A 16,716-nucleotide genomic window follows, 5' to 3' on the forward strand; every position below is an offset into this window, starting at 1 on the left:
CCGTTCGGGCTTGCCTGGCACCTTCGAACGCGTCCGTTCGAAGGTGCGGCGGTATAAAATGCTGACCGTAAAAGCGCTTCCCCTCCCCCTTGTGGGGGAGGAGCTAGGGATGGGGGTGGTGCAGGAGGGCACCGTCTCGCTCTAAGCGGCACCACCTTAAGCGGGATCTTCGATCCTCATGCCCCCTCCCCACAGGGGGAGGGGAGGAGCTTTTCCCTGGAGCCGTAAGGCCTTACGCCGGCACCTTCCCGCCCAGCTCGTCCTCGATATGGGCCCGCACGATCGCATCGAAATCGGGCTCGGCCTTGAAGCCCAGATCCAGTGCCCGCCGCGCGTCGAAGGTGCGGGGCCAGCCGGAGACGATGCGCTCGATCGTCGGATCGGGCTCGCGGCGGATGCGAGCGACGGCGGCATCGCCGGCCGCGCGGCGCAGGGCCTCGATCTGCTCGGCCACGGTGGCGCCGACGCCCGGCATGGTCAGGTTGCGGCGGTCGCCGAGGCGCTTGGTGTCGAGCGTCGCGGCGTGGATCAGGAAGCCGACCGCCGAGCGCGGCGAGGCGTGCCAGTGGCGGACCTGGTCGGAGACCGGCAGCACCGCCTCCTGGCCGGCCAGCGGCTCGCGGATGATGCCGGAGAAGAACCCGGAGGCCGCCTTGTTGGGCTTGCCCGGCCGCACGCAGATGGTCGGCAGGCGGATGCCGACGCCGTCGAAGATGCCGCGGCGCGAGTAGTCGGAGAGCAGCAATTCGCCGATCGCCTTCTGGGTGCCGTAGCTAGTGAGCGGCGCCGTCAGGTACTCGTCGGGGATCGGGTCAGGCATCGGCGCGCCGAACACGGCTACCGACGAGGTGAAGACGAAGCGGGGCTTGTAGCCCTCGCCGATCGCCCGCACCGCGTCGTAGAGGCGCCGGGTGCCGTCGAGGTTGATGCGGTAGCCCTTGTCGAAATCGGCCTCGGCCTCGCCCGATACGATCGCCGCGAGGTGGAAGATCACGTCCGGCCGACCGGCGACCAGGCGCTCGGCCTCGCCGGGATCGGAGAAGTCGGAGGCCGAGAGCGAGACCGGGATCGCGGTGCCGGCGGGCGCCTCGGGCGGCACCACGTCGTGCAGGGTCAGGCGCGAGATGGTCTCGCCGCCGAGCGAGCCGTCCTTGACCAGCCGGTCGAGGAGCTTGCGCCCGACCATGCCGGCGGCGCCGAGGATGAGGATGTGCATGGGGTTACTCCTTCGCCGTCGGATCAGAGCGTGAAGCCGCCGTCGGCGACGTGGGTCTGGCCGGTGGTGAACCGGGACTCGTCCGAGGCGAGGTAGACGGCGAGGAGCGCCATCTCCTCCGGCGTTCCGAGCCGGCCCATCGGCTGGCGGTCGATGAAGGCTTGGCGAGCCGCCTCGACCGAGGTCTTGTTCATCTCGGCGAGCGCCGCGATGCGGTCGTCGAGGGAGGGCGACTGGATGGTGCCGGGGCAGATCGCGTTCGCCCGCACGCCGCTGCGGATGAAGTCCCGCGCCACCGCCTTGGTGAGACCCACCACCGCAGCCTTCGAGGCGCCGTAGACGTAGCGGTTCGGCGCGGTGGCGTCGGCGCCGACCGCCGAGGCGATGTTGACGATCGAGCCGTTGCCGCGCTCCAGCATGCCGGGGAGGAAGGCCCGGATCGTGCGGTGCATCGAGCGCACGTTGAGGTCGAAGGCGAGGTCCCACTCGGCGTCGGTGCAGTCGAGGATGGTGCCGTGGTGGACGAAGCCCGCGGCATTCACCAGCACGTCGACCGGCCCGGCCCCCTTCGCGAACGCCGCCACCGCCGCGTCCGAGCGCACGTCGAGGGAGGAGGCCTGCGCGCCCGTCAATCCTTCGAGCTTGGCCGCGTCGAGGTCGGTCGCCAGCACCTCCGCGCCCTCGGCGAGGAACGCCGCCGCGATGGCGCGACCGATCCCCTGTCCCGCTGCCGTCACGACCGCGCGCTTGCCCGTCAGCCGTCCCGCCATACTGTCCTCCCGCTTCGTCGCGCCCCGCTCGCCGGCGGGGCTTGTCCATGAAACCGTGCTCGCCGTCAGGCGAGGGTCTTGTGCATGTGGACCAGGCGCCGGTCCGGCAGATCCTCGACCCGCTCGGTGGCGTAGCCCCGCCGCGCGTACCAGTCGATGTTCCGCACGAGCTTGTCCCCGGTGTAGAGCCGTAGCTTTGACAGGTCGAGGTCCCGCGCCCGGCCCTCGGCCGCCGCCAGCAGGGCGTTGCCGAGGCCGGTGCCCTGATGCGCCGGATCGACCGACACGCTCCAGATCATCAGGTGATCGGGCGCCGGGTCGAGCGCGAGGGCGCCAGCGGGCGCCCCGCCGGTCTCCGCCAGCCAGACCTCATAGCGCGCCAGGACCTCGGCGGCGGGGGTGAGGAGCGGCACCGGTTCGACGCCGAGCAACGCGCGGTTCGGCGCGTAGGCGGCTTCCTGCAGGGCCGCCAGGGCGGCCTCGTCGGCATGGGTCGCCCGGCGCAAGGACGTGCCCGGGATCGTCGCCCGGTTGAGCGCGCCGAGGCGCAGGCGCTGGCCGCCGTCGAGATTGCCAGGATCGAGCCAACGGTCGAAGCCCTGCCGGATCTGCGGCCATTCGCCATCCAGCATCGAGAACCAGGCCGTGTCGCGGTTGCGGCCCTTCACGATCACCGCCTGGCGGAACAGCCCCTCGTAGGAGAAGCCGAGGCGCTGCGCCGCGCTCCGCGAGGGCGCGTTGAGGGCGTTGCACTTCCACTCGTAGCGGCGATAGCCGAGATCGAAGACGTACCCGGCGAGCAGCCGCATCGCCTCGGTGGCGCCGGGCGTGCGCTGCAAGGCGGGAGTGTAGAGGATGTTGCCGACCTCGATCACCCGGTTCGCCCGGTCGATCCGCATGAGCGAGGCGTGGCCGATCGCCTTGCCCGTGCGGGCATCGAGGATCGCGTAGAACAGGGGATCGGCCGAGGCTTCGCAGGCTGCGAGATAGGCCCGGAAGGCCTCGCGGTCGTCGAACGGCCCGGCCGCCATGTACTGCCACAGGGCTTCCCTGCCCGGCCCGACCGCACCCTCGGCGAGGTCGGCGCCGTGGGCCGCTCCGTCGAGGGGCACGACCGTGACGTGGCGGCCCTCCAGGCGGATCCGCTCGGGCGCGGGGGCCGGGGTGGTGACGGCGACGGGCCGGCCGATCGGCAGGCCGGTGACGGGATCGCGGTCGGGGCTCATGCGCGGTCCCGCTCCTTCAGGTCCCGCTTCTTGAGATCTTGGCGGAAGAAGCCATTGATCTCGGAGAAGCTCACTGAGCCGTCGAAGCCGCCGAAGCTGCCCTCGTCGTGGATGCGCTTGGCGGCGCGGATGAAGCCGGTCCAGGCCGCCCGCGCCAGCGACGAGCCGACGCTGATCCGGCGCACGCCCAAGCCCCCGAGATCGGCGACCTTGAGGCCCGGATTGGTGCTCATCAGGATGTTGACCGGCACCGGCGCCAGGGCCTCGACCAGGATCCGGATCTCCTCGCGTCGTTTCGGGCCGGGCGCGTAGACCACGTCGGCCCCGGCCTCGGCATAGGCCTGGAGCCGGCGGATCGCCTCGGGCAGCGGCTCGGAATGGCCGGTGAGGTAGCACTCGGCCCGGCCGGTCAGCAGCACGCCGGTCCCCGAGGCGTCGATCGCCGCCCGGGCGGCGCGGATGCGCTCGGCGCCTTCCGCGATCTCGTAGAGCGGTCGAGTGGGGTCGCCGGTGGCGTCTTCGATCGACAGGCCGGCGACGCCGGTCGCCACGCAGGCCGCGACGTTGCGGGCGACGCCCTCGGGATCGTGCGCGTAGCCGGATTCGAAGTCGGCATTCACCGGCAGGTCGGTGGCGGCGACGATCTCGGCGATGTGGGCCAGCATCGCGTCGAGGGGCACCGCCCAGTCGGTGTCCGGCAGGGCGCGGGTGAAGGCGAAGCCGGAGCTGGTGGTGGCAAGCGCCGGAAAACCCATCGCAGCGAGGTAGCGGCTGGTGCCGACGTCCCAGGGATTCGGCATCACGAAGCAGCCGGATTCGTGCAGCCGCCGGAAGGCGGCGCGGCGTGCGGCGAGATCGGTCATCGGGGCTCCCCTCCGGGTTCCGGATCCTTCCTCACACGCCGCGAGCGCGGCTGTAAACCGGGCTCCTCGCGGAGCCCGGGCACAAGGGTCGCCGCGCGCGGTGACCCAAGGTCGTCAGTGGTTGTCCCGCGGCACGCCGTGCGTCTGGGCGATGCGCTGGAAGGCCTCGGAGCCCTTGAGGATCATGCCCTCGGAGAGCTGGTCGACCATCGCGCGCTGGATCGCCTGCCAGGGGGTCTGGCTCGCCGGGTAGGGGTAGCCGCCCCGGGCGTTCAGGTCGTCGCGGCGGCGCCGGATCTCCTCCTCAGGCAGGAGGATGTCGGCCGTGCGCTTGTTGAGGTCGATGCGGACGCGGTCGCCGTTCTGGAGCAGGGCGAGGCCACCGCCGGCCGCCGCCTCCGGCGAGGCGTTGAGGATCGAGGGCGTGCCCGAGGTGCCGGACTGGCGCCCGTCGCCGATGCAGGGCAGCGACAGCACGCCCTTGCGGATCAGCTCGCCCGGGGGCTGCATGTTCACCACCTCGGCAGCGCCCGGATAGCCGATCGGCCCGGCGCCGCGCATGATCAGGATGGTGTGCTCGTCGATCTCGAGCGAGGCGTCGTCGATGCGGTGGTGGTAATCCTCCGGCCCGTCGAACACCACGACCCGGCCCTCGAAGGCGTAGGGGTCCTCGGGGTTGGCGAGGTAGCGGTCGTAGAACTCGCGGCTGATCACGCTGGTCTTCATGATCGCCGAATCGAACAGCGAGCCCTTGAGGTTGAGGAACCCGGCGCGCTCGCGCAGGGGCTCGCCGTAGGGCTTGATGACGTCGCGGTCCCAGGTCTGCGCCCCGGCGCAGTTCTCCGCCACCGTGCGGCCGTTGCAGGTCAGCGCGTCGGCGTGGAGCTTGCCGGCCTCCAGCAGCTCGGACATCACCGCCGGCAGACCGCCGGCGCGGAAGTATTCCTCGCCGAGATACTGGCCGGCCGGCTGCATGTTGACGAGGAGCGGGATGTCGTAGCCGACGCGCTCCCAGTCGTCGCAGGAGAGCGGCACGCCGATCAGCTTGGCGATGGCATTGATGTGGATCGGCGCATTGGTCGAGCCGCCGATGGCGGTGTTGGCGACGATGGCGTTCTCGAACGCCTCGCAGGTGAGGATGTCGGAGGGCTTCAGGTCCTCCCACACCATCTCGACGATGCGCTGGCCGGTGGCGTAGGCCGCCTGTCCGCGCTCGCGGTAGGGCGCCGGAATCGCCGCCGATCCCGGCAGCGCCATGCCGAGCGCTTCGGCCAGCGCGTTCATGGTCGAGGCGGTGCCCATCGTGTTGCAGTGGCCGGTCGAGGGCGCCGAGGAGGCCACGATGTCGAGGAACTGCTGGTAGTCGATGTCGCCAGCGGCGTGGCGCTCGCGGGCCTTCCACACCACGGTGCCCGAGCCGGTGCGCTCGCCGCGGCTCCAGCCGTTCAGCATCGGGCCGACGTTCAGCGAGATCGTCGGAATGTTGACGGTGGCCGCCGCCATCAGGCAGGCCGGCATGGTCTTGTCGCAGCCGGTGAGCAGCACGACGCCGTCGAGGGGATAGCCGTACAGCACCTCGACGAGGGACAGGTAGGCGAGGTTGCGGTCGAGCGAGGCGGTCGGCCGCTTGCCGGTCTCCTGGATCGGGTGGCACGGGAACTCGAAGGCCACGCCGCCGGCCGCCGTGATGCCCTCGCGCACCCGCTTGGCCAGCTCGAGGTGGTGGCGGTTGCACGGCGAGAGGTCCGAGCCGGTCTGCGCGATGCCGATCAGCGGCTTGCCGCCGCGCAGCTCCTGCACCGTGAGGCCGAAATTGAGGTAGCGCTCGAGGTAGAGCGCGGTCATGCCCGGGTTGTCCGGGTTGTCGAACCAGAGGCGCGAGCGCAGGCGGCTGGCGTCGATGCGGGGGCGCGGCGTCTGGGCCATGGCGAGATCGTCCTTCCCGAATTCGTTCTTGTCGAGAACCGTTCCGGGGAACCTATGGACCCGGCCGGTGCAGGAAGGCAACACCGCCGCGCGCATGCTCGGGCCCCGACGGCTGCGACCCCGAGGGGCCCAAAGTTTATCGCGGCAGTGCTGTCGCAGGACGGGGGAGCGGTGCTATGAGGCCGGCTGAACCATATCGCTCGATAGTTCGGGGGAGCCGCCGATGAGCCAAGAGAAGACGTCCAACCCGCTCGTGCCGATCGCCGTCGTGGTGGCGATCCCGGTCATCGTCTGCCTGATCCTGATGCTCACCGACGAGGGCATCGAGCGCTCGCTGCTCTGGGCGGCGATCAAGACCGGCATCATCCTGACCGTCCTCGGCGGCGCGATCTCGTTCGGCGTCAGCCGGCTCGCCGAGCGCAACACGTCGCGCTGACGGGACTGACCAGGCACTCGATGCCCCGCCGGACCGGCGCGTCCGGCGACAGGCACGGCTCGACGCGGGATCCGACGACGGCCATGGTCGCCCGACCGACACGGCCTCCGGTTTCCACGGCGGCCGCGACCATCGTTGTCGCGGCGCCGCGGCCCGCAACCCGACTGGATCCTGGATGAGACACACAGGCTGCGTGTTCTGCGCGATCGAGCCGGATCAGGTCATTGACGAGAACGACCACGCGTTTCTCATCCGCGACCTGTACGCGGTGAAGCCGCTGCACTCGCTGGTGATCCCGAAACGGTGCGTCTCGGATCAGTTGGCGCTGGAACCCGCCGAGATCCTGGCCGTCCAGGACCTGGTGGTCCGCGCGACCGACGCGATCCGCGCCCTCGACCCGACCGTGGCGGGCTTCAATGTCGGTTCGAATATCGGCGCCGTGGCCGGGCAGAAGGTGTTCCACGCCCATATCCACATCATCCCGCGGCGCGCCGGGGACAGCGCGCCTCCGCCCGGCGCCGCCTGACGGGACAACCGCCGGCGACCGACCCGTAGAGGACGATTCGGAGAACCGGCTCGCCGCAGCCGTCCCGAAATCATAAAAGTCCCAGATTGTTGGCTGAGGAAATAGACGCCATGCCTGCTATCGTCCCCGCCTTCTCGCGCATCGGGGAGGAGAACGCCTTCGCGGTGCTCGCCCGCGCCACCGCCCTCGCCCAGGCCGGTCGCGACGTGATCAATCTCGGCATCGGCCAGCCTGACATGCCGACCCCGCCCCACGTGGTCGAGGCGGCGGTGAAGGCGCTGCATGACGGGCACCACGGCTACACCCCGGCGACCGGCATCCTGCCCTTGCGCGAGGCGGTGTCGCGCGACCTCAACCGGCGCCTCGGCGTCCAGGTCTCGCCCGACAGCGTGATGATCGTGCCGGGCGGCAAGGTCACCATGTTCATGGCGATCCTGATGTTCGGCGAGCCGGGAGCCGAGATCCTGTATCCGGATCCGGGCTTCCCGATCTATCGCTCGATGATCGAGTTCACCGGCGCGACGCCGGTGCCGGTGCCGATCCGCGAGGAGAACGGCTTCGCCTTCTCGGCCGAGGAGACGCTGGCCCTCATCACCCCGCGCACCCGCCTCCTGATCCTCAACTCCCCGGCCAACCCGACCGGCGGCGTGACCCCGAAGGCCGAGATCAACAAATTGGTCGCCGGCCTCGCGGCGCATCCCGACGTGACCATCATGTCGGACGAGATCTACGGCACGATGACCTATGACGGCGAGCGTCACCACACGCTGCTCGCCTATCCGGAGATTCGCGACCGGCTGATCTACCTCGACGGCGCCTCCAAGACCTACGCGATGACCGGCTGGCGCCTCGGCTGGTCGGTCTGGCCGGCGCCGCTCTACGACGCGGCCCGCAAGCTCGCTGTGAACTCGTTCTCCTGCGTCAACGCCGCGACGCAATGGGCCGGCATCGCGGCACTCGACGGGCCGCAGGATTGCGTCACCACGATGATGGCCGAATTCGACCGCCGCCGCCTGCTGGTGGTCGAGGGGCTGAACCGGCTGCCGGGCGTCTCCTGCATCACCCCGAAGGGCGCCTTCTACGCCTTCCCGAACATCACCGGCACCGGCTGGAAGGCCAAGGCGCTCGCCTCGGCGCTGCTGGAAGAGGCCGGCGTCGCGACGATCGGCGGGCCAGATTTCGGGGTCCACGGCGAGGGCTACCTGCGCCTGTCCTACGCCAATTCGGCGGAGAACATTTCCCGGGCGCTGGAGCGGATCGGGACGTTCCTGGAGGGGAACCGGCGCTGAGGGCCGGCAGATCCCGCAGCGTCATCGACAGATCTGCTCCGTCGTCATCCCGGGGTCTCGCCGCAGGCGAGACCCCGGGATGACGCGGCGCATGCCAACAATCCCTCACATCACCCCATACACATCATAAACCGGCCCCGACGGCAGCCGCTGCCCCACCCCCACGGCGATCAGCGTGTTGAGCCAGGCGAGGTCAGGCGCCCCGGTCTCGAAGCGCAGGGCGGTGCGGAAGTAATAATCTTCCGGCGCCACCGCCTCGCCGCGACCGAGGCGGGCCAGCACCTCAGGCGGGCCGGCGCGCAGGCCGGTATACTGGCAGTAAACAAGGCCGCCTCCCGAAGCCAAAAACGTCAGGCGCACGTCGAGATGGGTCGTGCCGTCGGGCTCGACCCGCAGCCAGTCGCCGGCCGGGCCGGGCATCACCTCAGCCGTGAGGCGCGGACCCGAGACGGTGCCGCCGGTCACCGGGACGATCCGCAGGTCGGCGCCGCGGGACGCGCCGATGGCGTGCGGCGCGCCGACCGTGAGGCTCATGCGGAACAGGAACTCGGTGCGAAGCGGCAGCGGCGCGTCCATGGTGTCTCCTCCGATGATTCTTATCGCGCGATATCCTCCACCGCCCGACGCGCCGCGTCGAGGTCCGGCGGGTCGATGCGGCGATAGCGGGCCTGGACGAGGCCGAACACCCCGAAGGCCGCGAGCCCCGCCGCCGTGAGGCCGAGCAGCACCCAGCCATAGGGCTCTCCCCGTAGGACCTGGAGGGCGCCGCCGAGGCCCTTCACGTCGCTCGACCGGCTGGCGATCGCTGCGGAGATCAGGAAGCCGCCGATCAAGCCGAAGGTCAGCGCCCGGGCGGCGTAGCCGAAGCGGCCGACATGCCGCACCCAGTCGCGGGCATCGTGGGGCACGGACAGGCGCTTGCAGACGTCACCCTTCCAGGCCTTCAGCGCGAAGGCGAGGCCGGCGCCGATGACGATGAGCCCGACCGCGCCGACGAGCCATTGGCCGAAGGGCTGCTGCAGGAGCCAGGCGGTCCAGTCCCGGGCGCCCTGGTCCTCGGCGGAGCGGGCGGTGCCGCGCCCGAGCGCCGCCAGCATCATCGAGGCGCCGAGGCCGCCATAGGTCACGCCGCTGACGAGGTGGCCGGCCCGGGTCGCCAGCCCCTTGGCCGAGCGGCCGTAGCCGTCGGCGTCGGTGACCGCCTCGACCACGCGCCAGAGCGCGAAGGCGGCGAGGCCGAAGGCCACGATGCCGAGCAGGATCCAGCCGAAGGGCCGCTCCAGCAGGATCAGGAGGGCGCTGCGGCTGCCCCCGGTCTGTCCGCCGATGCCGATCGCCGCCAGAACCGCGAGACCGCCGACGAGGCAGTAGGTGACCCCGCGGGCGCCGTAGCCGAGGCGGGCGAGCAGTTCGAGGGCTTGCCGGCCATCGGGGCGCATGACGGCCTCCGGTCAGGCCGCGAGGCCGGATTCGACCCGTTCGACCGCAGCCTCGTCAAGGTCGAGAGCCTCGGCCAGCATGCGCAGGAAGGTGCGCTCCTGCATCGTGTCGGGGTCGATCGCGAGGCGGGCCGCGGCGTAGACCCGGGCGCCGGCTTCGGGATCCTGCACACGGTCGGCGATCTCGTCGATCGTCGCCGGGTCCTCCAGCTCGCGGGCGAGCCATTGCCGGCCGGCGAGGTCGAGGCCGGATTCGGCGACCGCCGCGTCGAGCCGCTTGCGCTCGTGGGCATCGATCACCCCGTCGGCGGCCGATGCCGCCACCATGATGCGCAGGCAGAGCGTCGCCTCGTCATCGCTGAGCGCGCCGGCATCGAAGGGCGTCCCGGACGACCCAGGGGAGGCCTTGGCGGCCGGCGCCCCGTGCTGCGTCGCCCGCAGGGCCAGCCCGGCGATCAGCGCCAGCCCGCCGAGGGCGGCGGAGGCCGCGAGCCCGCCGCGACGACTGCGCACCAGGGCGTCCAGCACCCGTTTCACCTCGGCCATCACGCCCTCCCATCCGACTCACTTCTTTGCCGACAACGGTCTCGCCCGGCTCCGGTTCGCGGAGCATGGACAGATCGCCCCGCCCGTTGCGCCGCCACGCTCGGAGCGCCATCTCTCCGGTCATGCTTCTCGCCGTGATTTGGCTCGCGCGCACCCTCGTGCTCGCGCTCGTCCTCCTGTTCCTGCTGCCGCTCGCCGCCCACGCCCTGTGGTGGTGGAGCCGCGACGACCTCGCCCCCGACTGGTCCACCGCCGACTGGTCGAGCGCCCGGCTCCTGCCCGCCGCCGCGGCGGCGCCGGAGGCCAAGGTGCGGATCTACGCCGCCCGGGTCGGGCGCTGGCGGGGCATCTTCGCCCATCACACCTGGATCGTCGTCAAGGAGGCCGGCGCCCCGCGCTACACCCGCTACGACGTGGTCGGCTGGGGCCTGCCGGTGCGCACCGATGCCTACGCGGCCGATGCGCGCTGGTTCGGCAACCCGCCGCAGGTGGTGCTGGCCCTCGACGGCGAAGCGGCGGAGCGCGCCGTGCCGCGCATCCGCGAGGCGGTCGCGGCCTACCCGCACCGCAAGGCCGGCAGCTACAGCGCCTGGCCGGGGCCGAACTCCAACACCTTCGTGGCCCACGTGCTGCGGGCGGTGCCGGAACTTGCCGTGGCGCTCCCGCCGACGGCCCTCGGCAAGGACTTTTCGGAGAACCTGGTCGCCTGGACGCCGAGCCGCACCGGCTTGCAGCTCTCCGCCCGCGGCTATCTCGGCCTCACCCTCGGCTGGGTCGAGCGAATCGAGGTGAACGTCCTCGGCGCGGTGGCGGGGCTCGACCTGCGCCGCCCGGCCCTGAAGCTGCCGGGCTGGGGCCGCATCGGCATGGACCCGGCCGGCGCGACCGAGACGCTGATCGCCCCGACGGCGCGCGGTTGAGGCGTCACGTCCCTGCCCGGTCGAGCGCACGGTCCGCCGGCACCTGTCCGAAGGGTAGCAACAGATTGCGGGCCGCCGCCGCGACCGCCGCGAGGTCCCGCGCACCGAGCATCAGGTCGATCTCGCCGCGCTGCTGGTGGCGGATGGCGTGGGAGAGCAGGCTCACCCGCGGGTCGCCGGCTTGGCCCAAGGCCTCGTCGGCCATCTGCACCGCGCCCGCGTGGTGGCGGCTCATCAGGGCGACGAACAGGGCGTCGAAGGCGCGGCCCTCGGCCTGGCGCAGGGCATCAACCTCGTCGGGGCGCGGCATCCCCGGCATCGCCTCGCGCTCCTGCGGCGTGCAGAGGGGCGAGAGCGTCGGAAACCAGCTGTCCCACCACTGCGTCATCACGGCGATCTCGCCGTTCTGCGCCGCGACCATCAGCCCGGCGAGCGCCCGCAGGTGTGGATCCTCGGCCTTGGCCACGGCGAGCGACGCGAGCTGTGCGCCCTGCGCGTGGTGCTCGGTCATCCGCCGCAGGTAACTCTGGTCGAACGCCTCGTCGCCGAGATGCGGCACCTCTCCCCAGCCGAGGAGCGCCAGGAGGCCGAGCGCGGAGGCTCCCGCCGCCGCGAGTCCGGCCCACAGGGCCGCGAAGCTGCGGTGGGGCGAGGGCCTGCCGGCGATCCGGTCGCGGAGAGCGGGGAACAGCGGGTAGATCGAGGCCGAGGTCAGGTGGACCAGGAAGCCGATCCAGTAGGGCTGCTCGAGAGTGAAGATCGGCTGGCGGAACGGCAGCAGCGGCACCAGCACGAACCATTCGAGGGACGAGGTCAGGAGCGCCCAGGGCCCGCACAGGACCAGCAGGGTGGCGGGCGACAGCCTCGCCGTCCAGCGGCCGAGGAGTCCGAAGAACACCAGCGCCCAGAAGAAAGCCGCCCATTGATGGAAGAGGATGCCGGCCGCGATGACGGGCCAGGTCGGCTCGGGCGAGAGCGCGGCGTCGCGCAGCGGGATCGCCGCCACCACCATCCAGTCCACCACCGCGTCGCGGCCGATGCGGGCGGCGGTCAACTGGCTCACCAGGGTCGAGAAGGTGCTGCTGAGAAGCCCGAGCAGGGCGGCGGCGCGCCAAGCCTTGGCGTCTCCGAAGGGCCGGATGAGCATCGTGACGGATCGCTCCCGCGCGGAGTCGTTCCCGACCCCATACGGGATGGGGGCGGCGCGCCACGACAGCCTATGTTGCCCGTTCGCCTCAATGCGGGTGTCGGGGCGGGTGCCGGGGGATCAGCGGCACGCGGGCCGTGAACCAAACCCGTGAACCAAACCATGGTGCGGCGCGTTGAACCTGGCCCCGAGGTATGCACGGCCACATGTCCAGCTCCCGATTCGTCAAGGCCGACGCGGCCCCCTCCCCGCTCACCGGCCCCTTCGCCCCGGTCCTCACCGGCGTGTCGCGCGGGCTGCAGGACCTGTTTCCTCCGGTCGAGCTGCCCCGGGCCGTGCGCGACGCGCAGGAAGAGGACGAGCAGCAGGCCATCGCCCCGGTGCTACGGACGCGCCAGGTGCCGGAGCCACGGCTGGCCTGACCGGCACCGCTAGCCGGTGCTCTCCCGCAGGAGGAGCCGGAACCCCAGATCGGTCACTGCGGGCGCCCCCGCGTCGCCGTCGAGGAGCCCGAGCAGCAACGCACCCGTCCGCCGCCCGATCTCCGTAGCATCGACCGCGATGGTCGAGAGCCTCGGCACGCATTGGCGGCCGATCTCGAAATCGCCGAAGCCGAGGATCCGGACGTCCTGCGGCACCCGGATGCCGCGGCGCCGGCACTCCATCAGGGCGCCGAAGGCCGAGATGTCGGAGACGAGGAAGACCGCCTCCGCGCCGCCGCGGCGCAGGAGTTCCGCCATCGCCTCGGCGCCGTGCGCGAAGGCGCCCGCCGGCCGGCCATGATGCAGGATCAGGTCGGTCGGAAGACCGGCCTGCTCAAGGCCGTCGCGCAACCCGCGCAGGCGCTCCTCGCCGCGGAAGTCCCGGGCCTCACCGGTTCGCTCAGGCCCGAGCCCGGCGATGCGGGTGGCGCCCAGACCCGCCAAGGTCTCCGCCGCGAGCCGGCCGACCTCGTAATTCGAGAACCCCACCGCCCGGTCGATCGGCGCCGCGGGCCGTTCCCAGATCTCCACCACCGGTACGCCGGCGCGGGCGAGGAGATCGTGGGCGGCGGGGGAGTGCTGCATGCCCGACACCACGATCGCGTCGGGGCGGCGCGCCAGCATCGCGCGCAACACTACCTCCTCCTCGGGCACCGAGTAGCCGGTGAACCCGATCAGGGGCTGGTAGCCGCGCGGGCGCATCGCGGCGGTGAGGCCGGCGGCGGTGTCGGCGAAGTTCGGGTTGGTCAGCGTCGGGACGATCAGGGCGACGAAACCGGTGCGCCGCGACGACAGGCCCCCCGCCCCGCGATCCGGCACGTAGCCGAGCCGGTCGACCGCCGCGAGCACCCGCACCCGCGTGTCCTCCGAGACGAGGCCGGGATCGGCGAGGGTGCGCGAAACCGTCATCGGGGAAACGCCGGCGAGGCGCGACACGTCGCGCATCGTCGGCGCCCGGCGGGCCGGCGCCCGGGTCTCGGCCACGCGGGCGCCTAGAAGGCGAGGTGGACCTTGATCGCCCGGGTGCGGTCGGCGGCAAGCGCAAAGGCCTCGTCGGCCCGGGCCATCGGCATCTCGGCGGACAGGATCGGCCCGACATCGATCCGGCCGGCGGCGAGGAGCGCGATGGCGGTGCGGTACTCCTCGTGGAAGCGGAACGCGCCGACGAAGTCGATCTCGCGGGCCATCAGCAGGTTGGCCGGCACCGGTACGTCGCCCGGCGGCATCATGCCGAGCTGCACCACCCGGCCGCCGGGCCGCACCACCCGGAACAGCGAGGCGAGGGCCGAAGGGGAGCCGGTGGCTTCGAGCGCGACGTCGAAGGTGCCCTTGTCGGCCTCGTAAGCGGCCAGCCGCTCCGGCTCGGTACCGACGTTGATGGTCTCGGCGGCGCCGATCTCGCGGGCGAGCCCGAGCGGCGCATCGGCGAGGTCGGTGCAGACGATCCGGCGGGCGCCGGCGAGCTTCGCGGCCATCAGGCACAGGAGGCCGATCGGCCCCGCCCCGGCGATGAGGACGTGACGGCCCAGGAGCTCTCCCGCTCGCCGCACCCCGTGCAGCGCCACCGCCAGCGGCTCGCCGCAGGCCGCGACCCGCATCGGCATCGAATCCGGCACCACCACGCATTGGTCGGCCCGGGCGAGGAAGAGTTCGCTGAAGCCGCCCTGGACGTGCGGGAAGATCGCCGCCGAGCCGAAGAAGCGCATGTTGCGGCACAGGTTCGAGCGGCCGGCGCGGCAATAGTCGCAAGACAGGCAGGGCCGGCTCGGATCCACCGCGACCCGGTCGCCGGGCTTCACGCTCGTGACGGCCGCCCCGACCCGGGCCACCGTGCCGGCGACCTCGTGGCCGAGCACCATCGGCTCGCGAAGCGAGAAGTCGCCGACCCGGCCCTTGCCGTAATAGGACAGGTCCGAGCCGCAGATGCCGCCGGCGCCGAGCGCCACCACGACCTCGTCCGCCTCCGGCTCGCGGAGGGAGATCGCCTCGACCCGCAGGTCCTTGGCGGCGTGGATGCGCGCGGCGAGCGTCATGGCGAAGGTCTCCTCCCGTGCGGCTCCCGGGCCCGCGCGAATCTCTCTCGCGAATCTCCGGCGCCGAGATGCCGCTTGCGTTGGTATCGGTACCATGGTTCCCTCAGGGCACAAGCGCAATCGCGGGAGCGGCCTTGCCGGCCGCCAGGATTCGAGGGCGCCCAGGGGAGGAAGCGTGTCTTGTCGACCGCCTTGTTCGATCTGTCGGGCCGACGGGCCCTGGTGACCGGCTCCAGCCAGGGCATTGGCCTGTCGCTGGCGCTCGGCCTCGGCCGCGCCGGGGCGACGATCGTGCTGAACGGCCGCGACAGGCCTAAGCTCGACGGCGCGGTGGCCGAGCTGCGCAAAGAGGGAATCGCCGCGGAGGCCGCGGCCTTCGACGTGTCGGACGCCGCCGCCGTGAAGGCGGGAGTCGACCGGATCGAGGCGGAGATCGGTCCCCTCGACATCCTGGTCAACAATGCCGGCATCCAGCGCCGCGCGCCGCTCGAGGATTACCCGGTCGAGACCTGGCACGAGCTGATGCGGATCAACCTCGACAGCGTGTTCTATGTCGGCCAAGCGGTGGCCCGGCACATGATTTCGCGCAAGCGCGGCAAGATCATCAACATCGCCAGCCTCCAGAGCGAGGCGGCGCGCTACTCCATCGCCCCCTACACCGCCTCGAAGGGCGCGGTGAAGAACCTGACCAAGGGCATGTGCACCGACTGGGCCCGCCACGGCCTGCAGGTGAACGGCATCGGCCCGGGCTACTTCGCCACGCCGCTGAACCAGGCGCTGATCGAGAACCCGGAATTCGACGCCTGGCTCAAGAACCGCACCCCCGCCGGGCGCTGGGGGCGGGTGGAGGAATTGCAGGGCGCGGCGATCTTCCTCGCCTCGGCCGCGTCGGACTTCGTCAACGGGCAGATCCTCTACGTGGACGGGGGTGTGCTGGCGACGCTGTGAGGGCGTCTTCGTTCTCGCGCAAAGTCAACGACCTCCTCCTGGTCATTCCGAGGCCGCATCGCGGCGCCCGGAGTCCAGAACCACTGGTCGTGCGGAGCGAGGCGAAACGCTGTCCGCTCTCTTCAGATGAGCCTGCGGTTCTGGATCCCGGGCTCTCGCCTTCGGCGAGCCCCGGGATGACACAGAGGTTATCGGAACTCGCCGAACTTCGGTTATCTTGATCGTTAGAACACTCGCTTCTCGCGGATCTGCCCGTCGAAGCCGACATGGAGCATACGCTCCTTCCCGTCCTGCCCCTTCGCCGCCACGTCGAGGTGGCGCGGCCCGCGGCCGGCGACGCGCACATCGGTGTAGCCGGCATCCGTGACCGCCTTGGTGAGGGCCGGGACATCGACGCTCGGTCCAAGCCCGACCTTGTCCTTGGCCCAGTCGAGGCCGCCGGGGGGCGGGCCCATCGGACGCAAAGGCTCGACGCGGCCGTCGGCCCGGGTGAGCGCGGTGGCGTGCAGGAAGCCGTTCTCGAACCGGCCCTGCACCGTCACGCTCTCGCCCTTGGCGACCAGCGTGCCTCCCTCGCCAGCCCGGCCGGTCTCGACGAGCGCCCGGCCGGTGCCGTCCTGGAGGATGAACTTGTTGCCGAAGATCTCGGCGACCTCGCCCTTGGCGGCGGTGGCGCCCGACGGTTGGAGCGCGCTCACCGCGACCGGGGCGACGGGGGTGAGCGGCGTCGCCGCCGGCTGAGCCAGCGAGAGCCCGACGGCGCCGAGCGCCAGCGGCACCGCGACGGCGCCGACGAGGAGGTTGCGTCGGGGCCGCGGGCGCGGAGAAGGCGCGGACGCCTCGGCCTTCGGGGCCGCGGTCGTGGTGCCGCCGATCGCGGTGGCCTTGCCCTCGATGGTGGTGTGATCGGTCATGTCTGTCGTCCTTGTGTGTCGAGGCCCTGTTTGGG

Annotated in this window: 18 protein-coding genes; 6 read left to right on the plus strand and 12 right to left on the minus strand. The window is 71.6% G+C overall.

What is annotated here, in order from left to right:
- Positions 1-232 precede the first annotated feature (232 nt).
- From denD to MFF64_RS31805, 5 genes are all read right to left on the minus strand, one after another.
- The gene (gene denD / locus MFF64_RS31785) at positions 233-1,216 is read right to left on the minus strand and encodes a D-erythronate dehydrogenase (protein WP_099903073.1); all 984 of its coding nucleotides are present in this window, start codon (positions 1,214-1,216) and stop codon (positions 233-235) included.
- A gap of 23 nt (positions 1,217-1,239) precedes the next feature.
- On the minus strand, positions 1,240-1,986 hold the full coding sequence (locus MFF64_RS31790; protein ID WP_099903072.1) for an SDR family oxidoreductase: 747 nt from the start codon (positions 1,984-1,986) through the stop codon (positions 1,240-1,242).
- Between the two features lie 65 nt (positions 1,987-2,051).
- Positions 2,052-3,212 (minus strand): GNAT family N-acetyltransferase, encoded by a 1,161-nt coding sequence (locus tag MFF64_RS31795; RefSeq protein ID WP_238193345.1) that lies wholly within the window; start codon positions 3,210-3,212, stop codon positions 2,052-2,054.
- Positions 3,209-4,075, minus strand: a complete 867-nt coding sequence (locus MFF64_RS31800) for an isocitrate lyase/PEP mutase family protein (RefSeq protein ID WP_099899821.1) — start codon at positions 4,073-4,075, stop codon at positions 3,209-3,211. The genes MFF64_RS31795 and MFF64_RS31800 overlap by 4 nt, the downstream gene beginning before the upstream one ends.
- A gap of 114 nt (positions 4,076-4,189) precedes the next feature.
- Positions 4,190-6,001 (minus strand): IlvD/Edd family dehydratase, encoded by a 1,812-nt coding sequence (locus MFF64_RS31805; protein ID WP_099899838.1) that lies wholly within the window; start codon positions 5,999-6,001, stop codon positions 4,190-4,192.
- 223 nt (positions 6,002-6,224) lie between these two features.
- On the opposite strand from MFF64_RS31805, the gene MFF64_RS31810 reads away from it, so the two are divergent.
- From MFF64_RS31810 to MFF64_RS31820, 3 genes are all read left to right on the plus strand, one after another.
- Complete coding sequence (locus tag MFF64_RS31810) at positions 6,225-6,437, plus strand: hypothetical protein (RefSeq protein WP_099899823.1); 213 nt, start codon at positions 6,225-6,227, stop codon at positions 6,435-6,437.
- A 193-nt stretch (positions 6,438-6,630) separates the two neighbouring features.
- Positions 6,631-6,963: an HIT family protein gene (locus MFF64_RS31815; protein ID WP_238193346.1), complete on the plus strand. Its 333-nt coding sequence runs from the start codon at positions 6,631-6,633 to the stop codon at positions 6,961-6,963.
- A 110-nt stretch (positions 6,964-7,073) separates the two neighbouring features.
- The gene (locus MFF64_RS31820; RefSeq protein WP_238193347.1) at positions 7,074-8,252 is read left to right on the plus strand and encodes a pyridoxal phosphate-dependent aminotransferase; all 1,179 of its coding nucleotides are present in this window, start codon (positions 7,074-7,076) and stop codon (positions 8,250-8,252) included.
- 105 nt (positions 8,253-8,357) lie between these two features.
- Here MFF64_RS31820 and MFF64_RS31825 read toward each other — a convergent pair whose 3' ends face one another.
- Genes MFF64_RS31825 through MFF64_RS31835 form a run of 3 tightly spaced genes read right to left on the minus strand, consistent with a single transcriptional unit; the run spans position 8,358 to position 10,237 of the window.
- Positions 8,358-8,828, minus strand: coding sequence for a DUF3237 domain-containing protein (locus MFF64_RS31825; RefSeq protein WP_099899828.1), 471 nt, complete (start codon positions 8,826-8,828; stop codon positions 8,358-8,360).
- A 20-nt stretch (positions 8,829-8,848) separates the two neighbouring features.
- Positions 8,849-9,691 (minus strand): DUF1206 domain-containing protein, encoded by an 843-nt coding sequence (locus MFF64_RS31830; RefSeq protein ID WP_099899830.1) that lies wholly within the window; start codon positions 9,689-9,691, stop codon positions 8,849-8,851.
- Positions 9,692-9,703: 12 nt separating this feature from the next.
- Entirely contained in the window at positions 9,704-10,237 is a 534-nt protein-coding gene (locus MFF64_RS31835; protein WP_099899832.1) for a tellurite resistance TerB family protein, read from the minus strand.
- Between the two features lie 122 nt (positions 10,238-10,359).
- On the opposite strand from MFF64_RS31835, the gene MFF64_RS31840 reads away from it, so the two are divergent.
- The gene (locus MFF64_RS31840) at positions 10,360-11,157 is read left to right on the plus strand and encodes a DUF3750 domain-containing protein (protein ID WP_099899834.1); all 798 of its coding nucleotides are present in this window, start codon (positions 10,360-10,362) and stop codon (positions 11,155-11,157) included.
- A gap of 4 nt (positions 11,158-11,161) precedes the next feature.
- On the opposite strand, the gene MFF64_RS31845 is transcribed toward MFF64_RS31840, so the two are convergent.
- Positions 11,162-12,304, minus strand: a complete 1,143-nt coding sequence (locus tag MFF64_RS31845; RefSeq protein ID WP_238193348.1) for a DUF305 domain-containing protein — start codon at positions 12,302-12,304, stop codon at positions 11,162-11,164.
- Positions 12,305-12,510: 206 nt separating this feature from the next.
- On the opposite strand from MFF64_RS31845, the gene MFF64_RS31850 reads away from it, so the two are divergent.
- Entirely contained in the window at positions 12,511-12,726 is a 216-nt protein-coding gene (locus MFF64_RS31850; RefSeq protein WP_133123568.1) for a hypothetical protein, read from the plus strand.
- A 9-nt stretch (positions 12,727-12,735) separates the two neighbouring features.
- Here the strand turns inward: MFF64_RS31850 and MFF64_RS31855 are convergent, their stop codons facing one another.
- Both MFF64_RS31855 and MFF64_RS31860 read right to left on the minus strand, forming a co-directional pair.
- Complete coding sequence (locus tag MFF64_RS31855; protein WP_099904385.1) at positions 12,736-13,731, minus strand: LacI family DNA-binding transcriptional regulator; 996 nt, start codon at positions 13,729-13,731, stop codon at positions 12,736-12,738.
- A gap of 47 nt (positions 13,732-13,778) precedes the next feature.
- Positions 13,779-14,819, minus strand: coding sequence for an L-idonate 5-dehydrogenase (locus MFF64_RS31860; protein ID WP_099904381.1), 1,041 nt, complete (start codon positions 14,817-14,819; stop codon positions 13,779-13,781).
- Positions 14,820-14,999: 180 nt separating this feature from the next.
- Between MFF64_RS31860 and MFF64_RS31865 the strand changes: the two genes are divergently transcribed.
- Positions 15,000-15,767 carry an SDR family oxidoreductase gene (locus tag MFF64_RS31865; RefSeq protein WP_099904378.1) on the plus strand — a complete coding sequence of 256 codons (768 nt, stop codon included), beginning with the start codon at positions 15,000-15,002 and terminating at the stop codon, positions 15,765-15,767.
- Between the two features lie 224 nt (positions 15,768-15,991).
- Here MFF64_RS31865 and MFF64_RS31870 read toward each other — a convergent pair whose 3' ends face one another.
- Positions 15,992-16,681 (minus strand): DNA-binding protein, encoded by a 690-nt coding sequence (locus tag MFF64_RS31870; RefSeq protein WP_238193349.1) that lies wholly within the window; start codon positions 16,679-16,681, stop codon positions 15,992-15,994.
- Between the last annotated feature and the right edge of the window lie 35 nt (positions 16,682-16,716).

Source organism: Methylobacterium frigidaeris, from assembly GCF_022179185.1.
In the GTDB taxonomy this organism is placed as follows: domain Bacteria; phylum Pseudomonadota; class Alphaproteobacteria; order Rhizobiales; family Beijerinckiaceae; genus Methylobacterium; species Methylobacterium frigidaeris.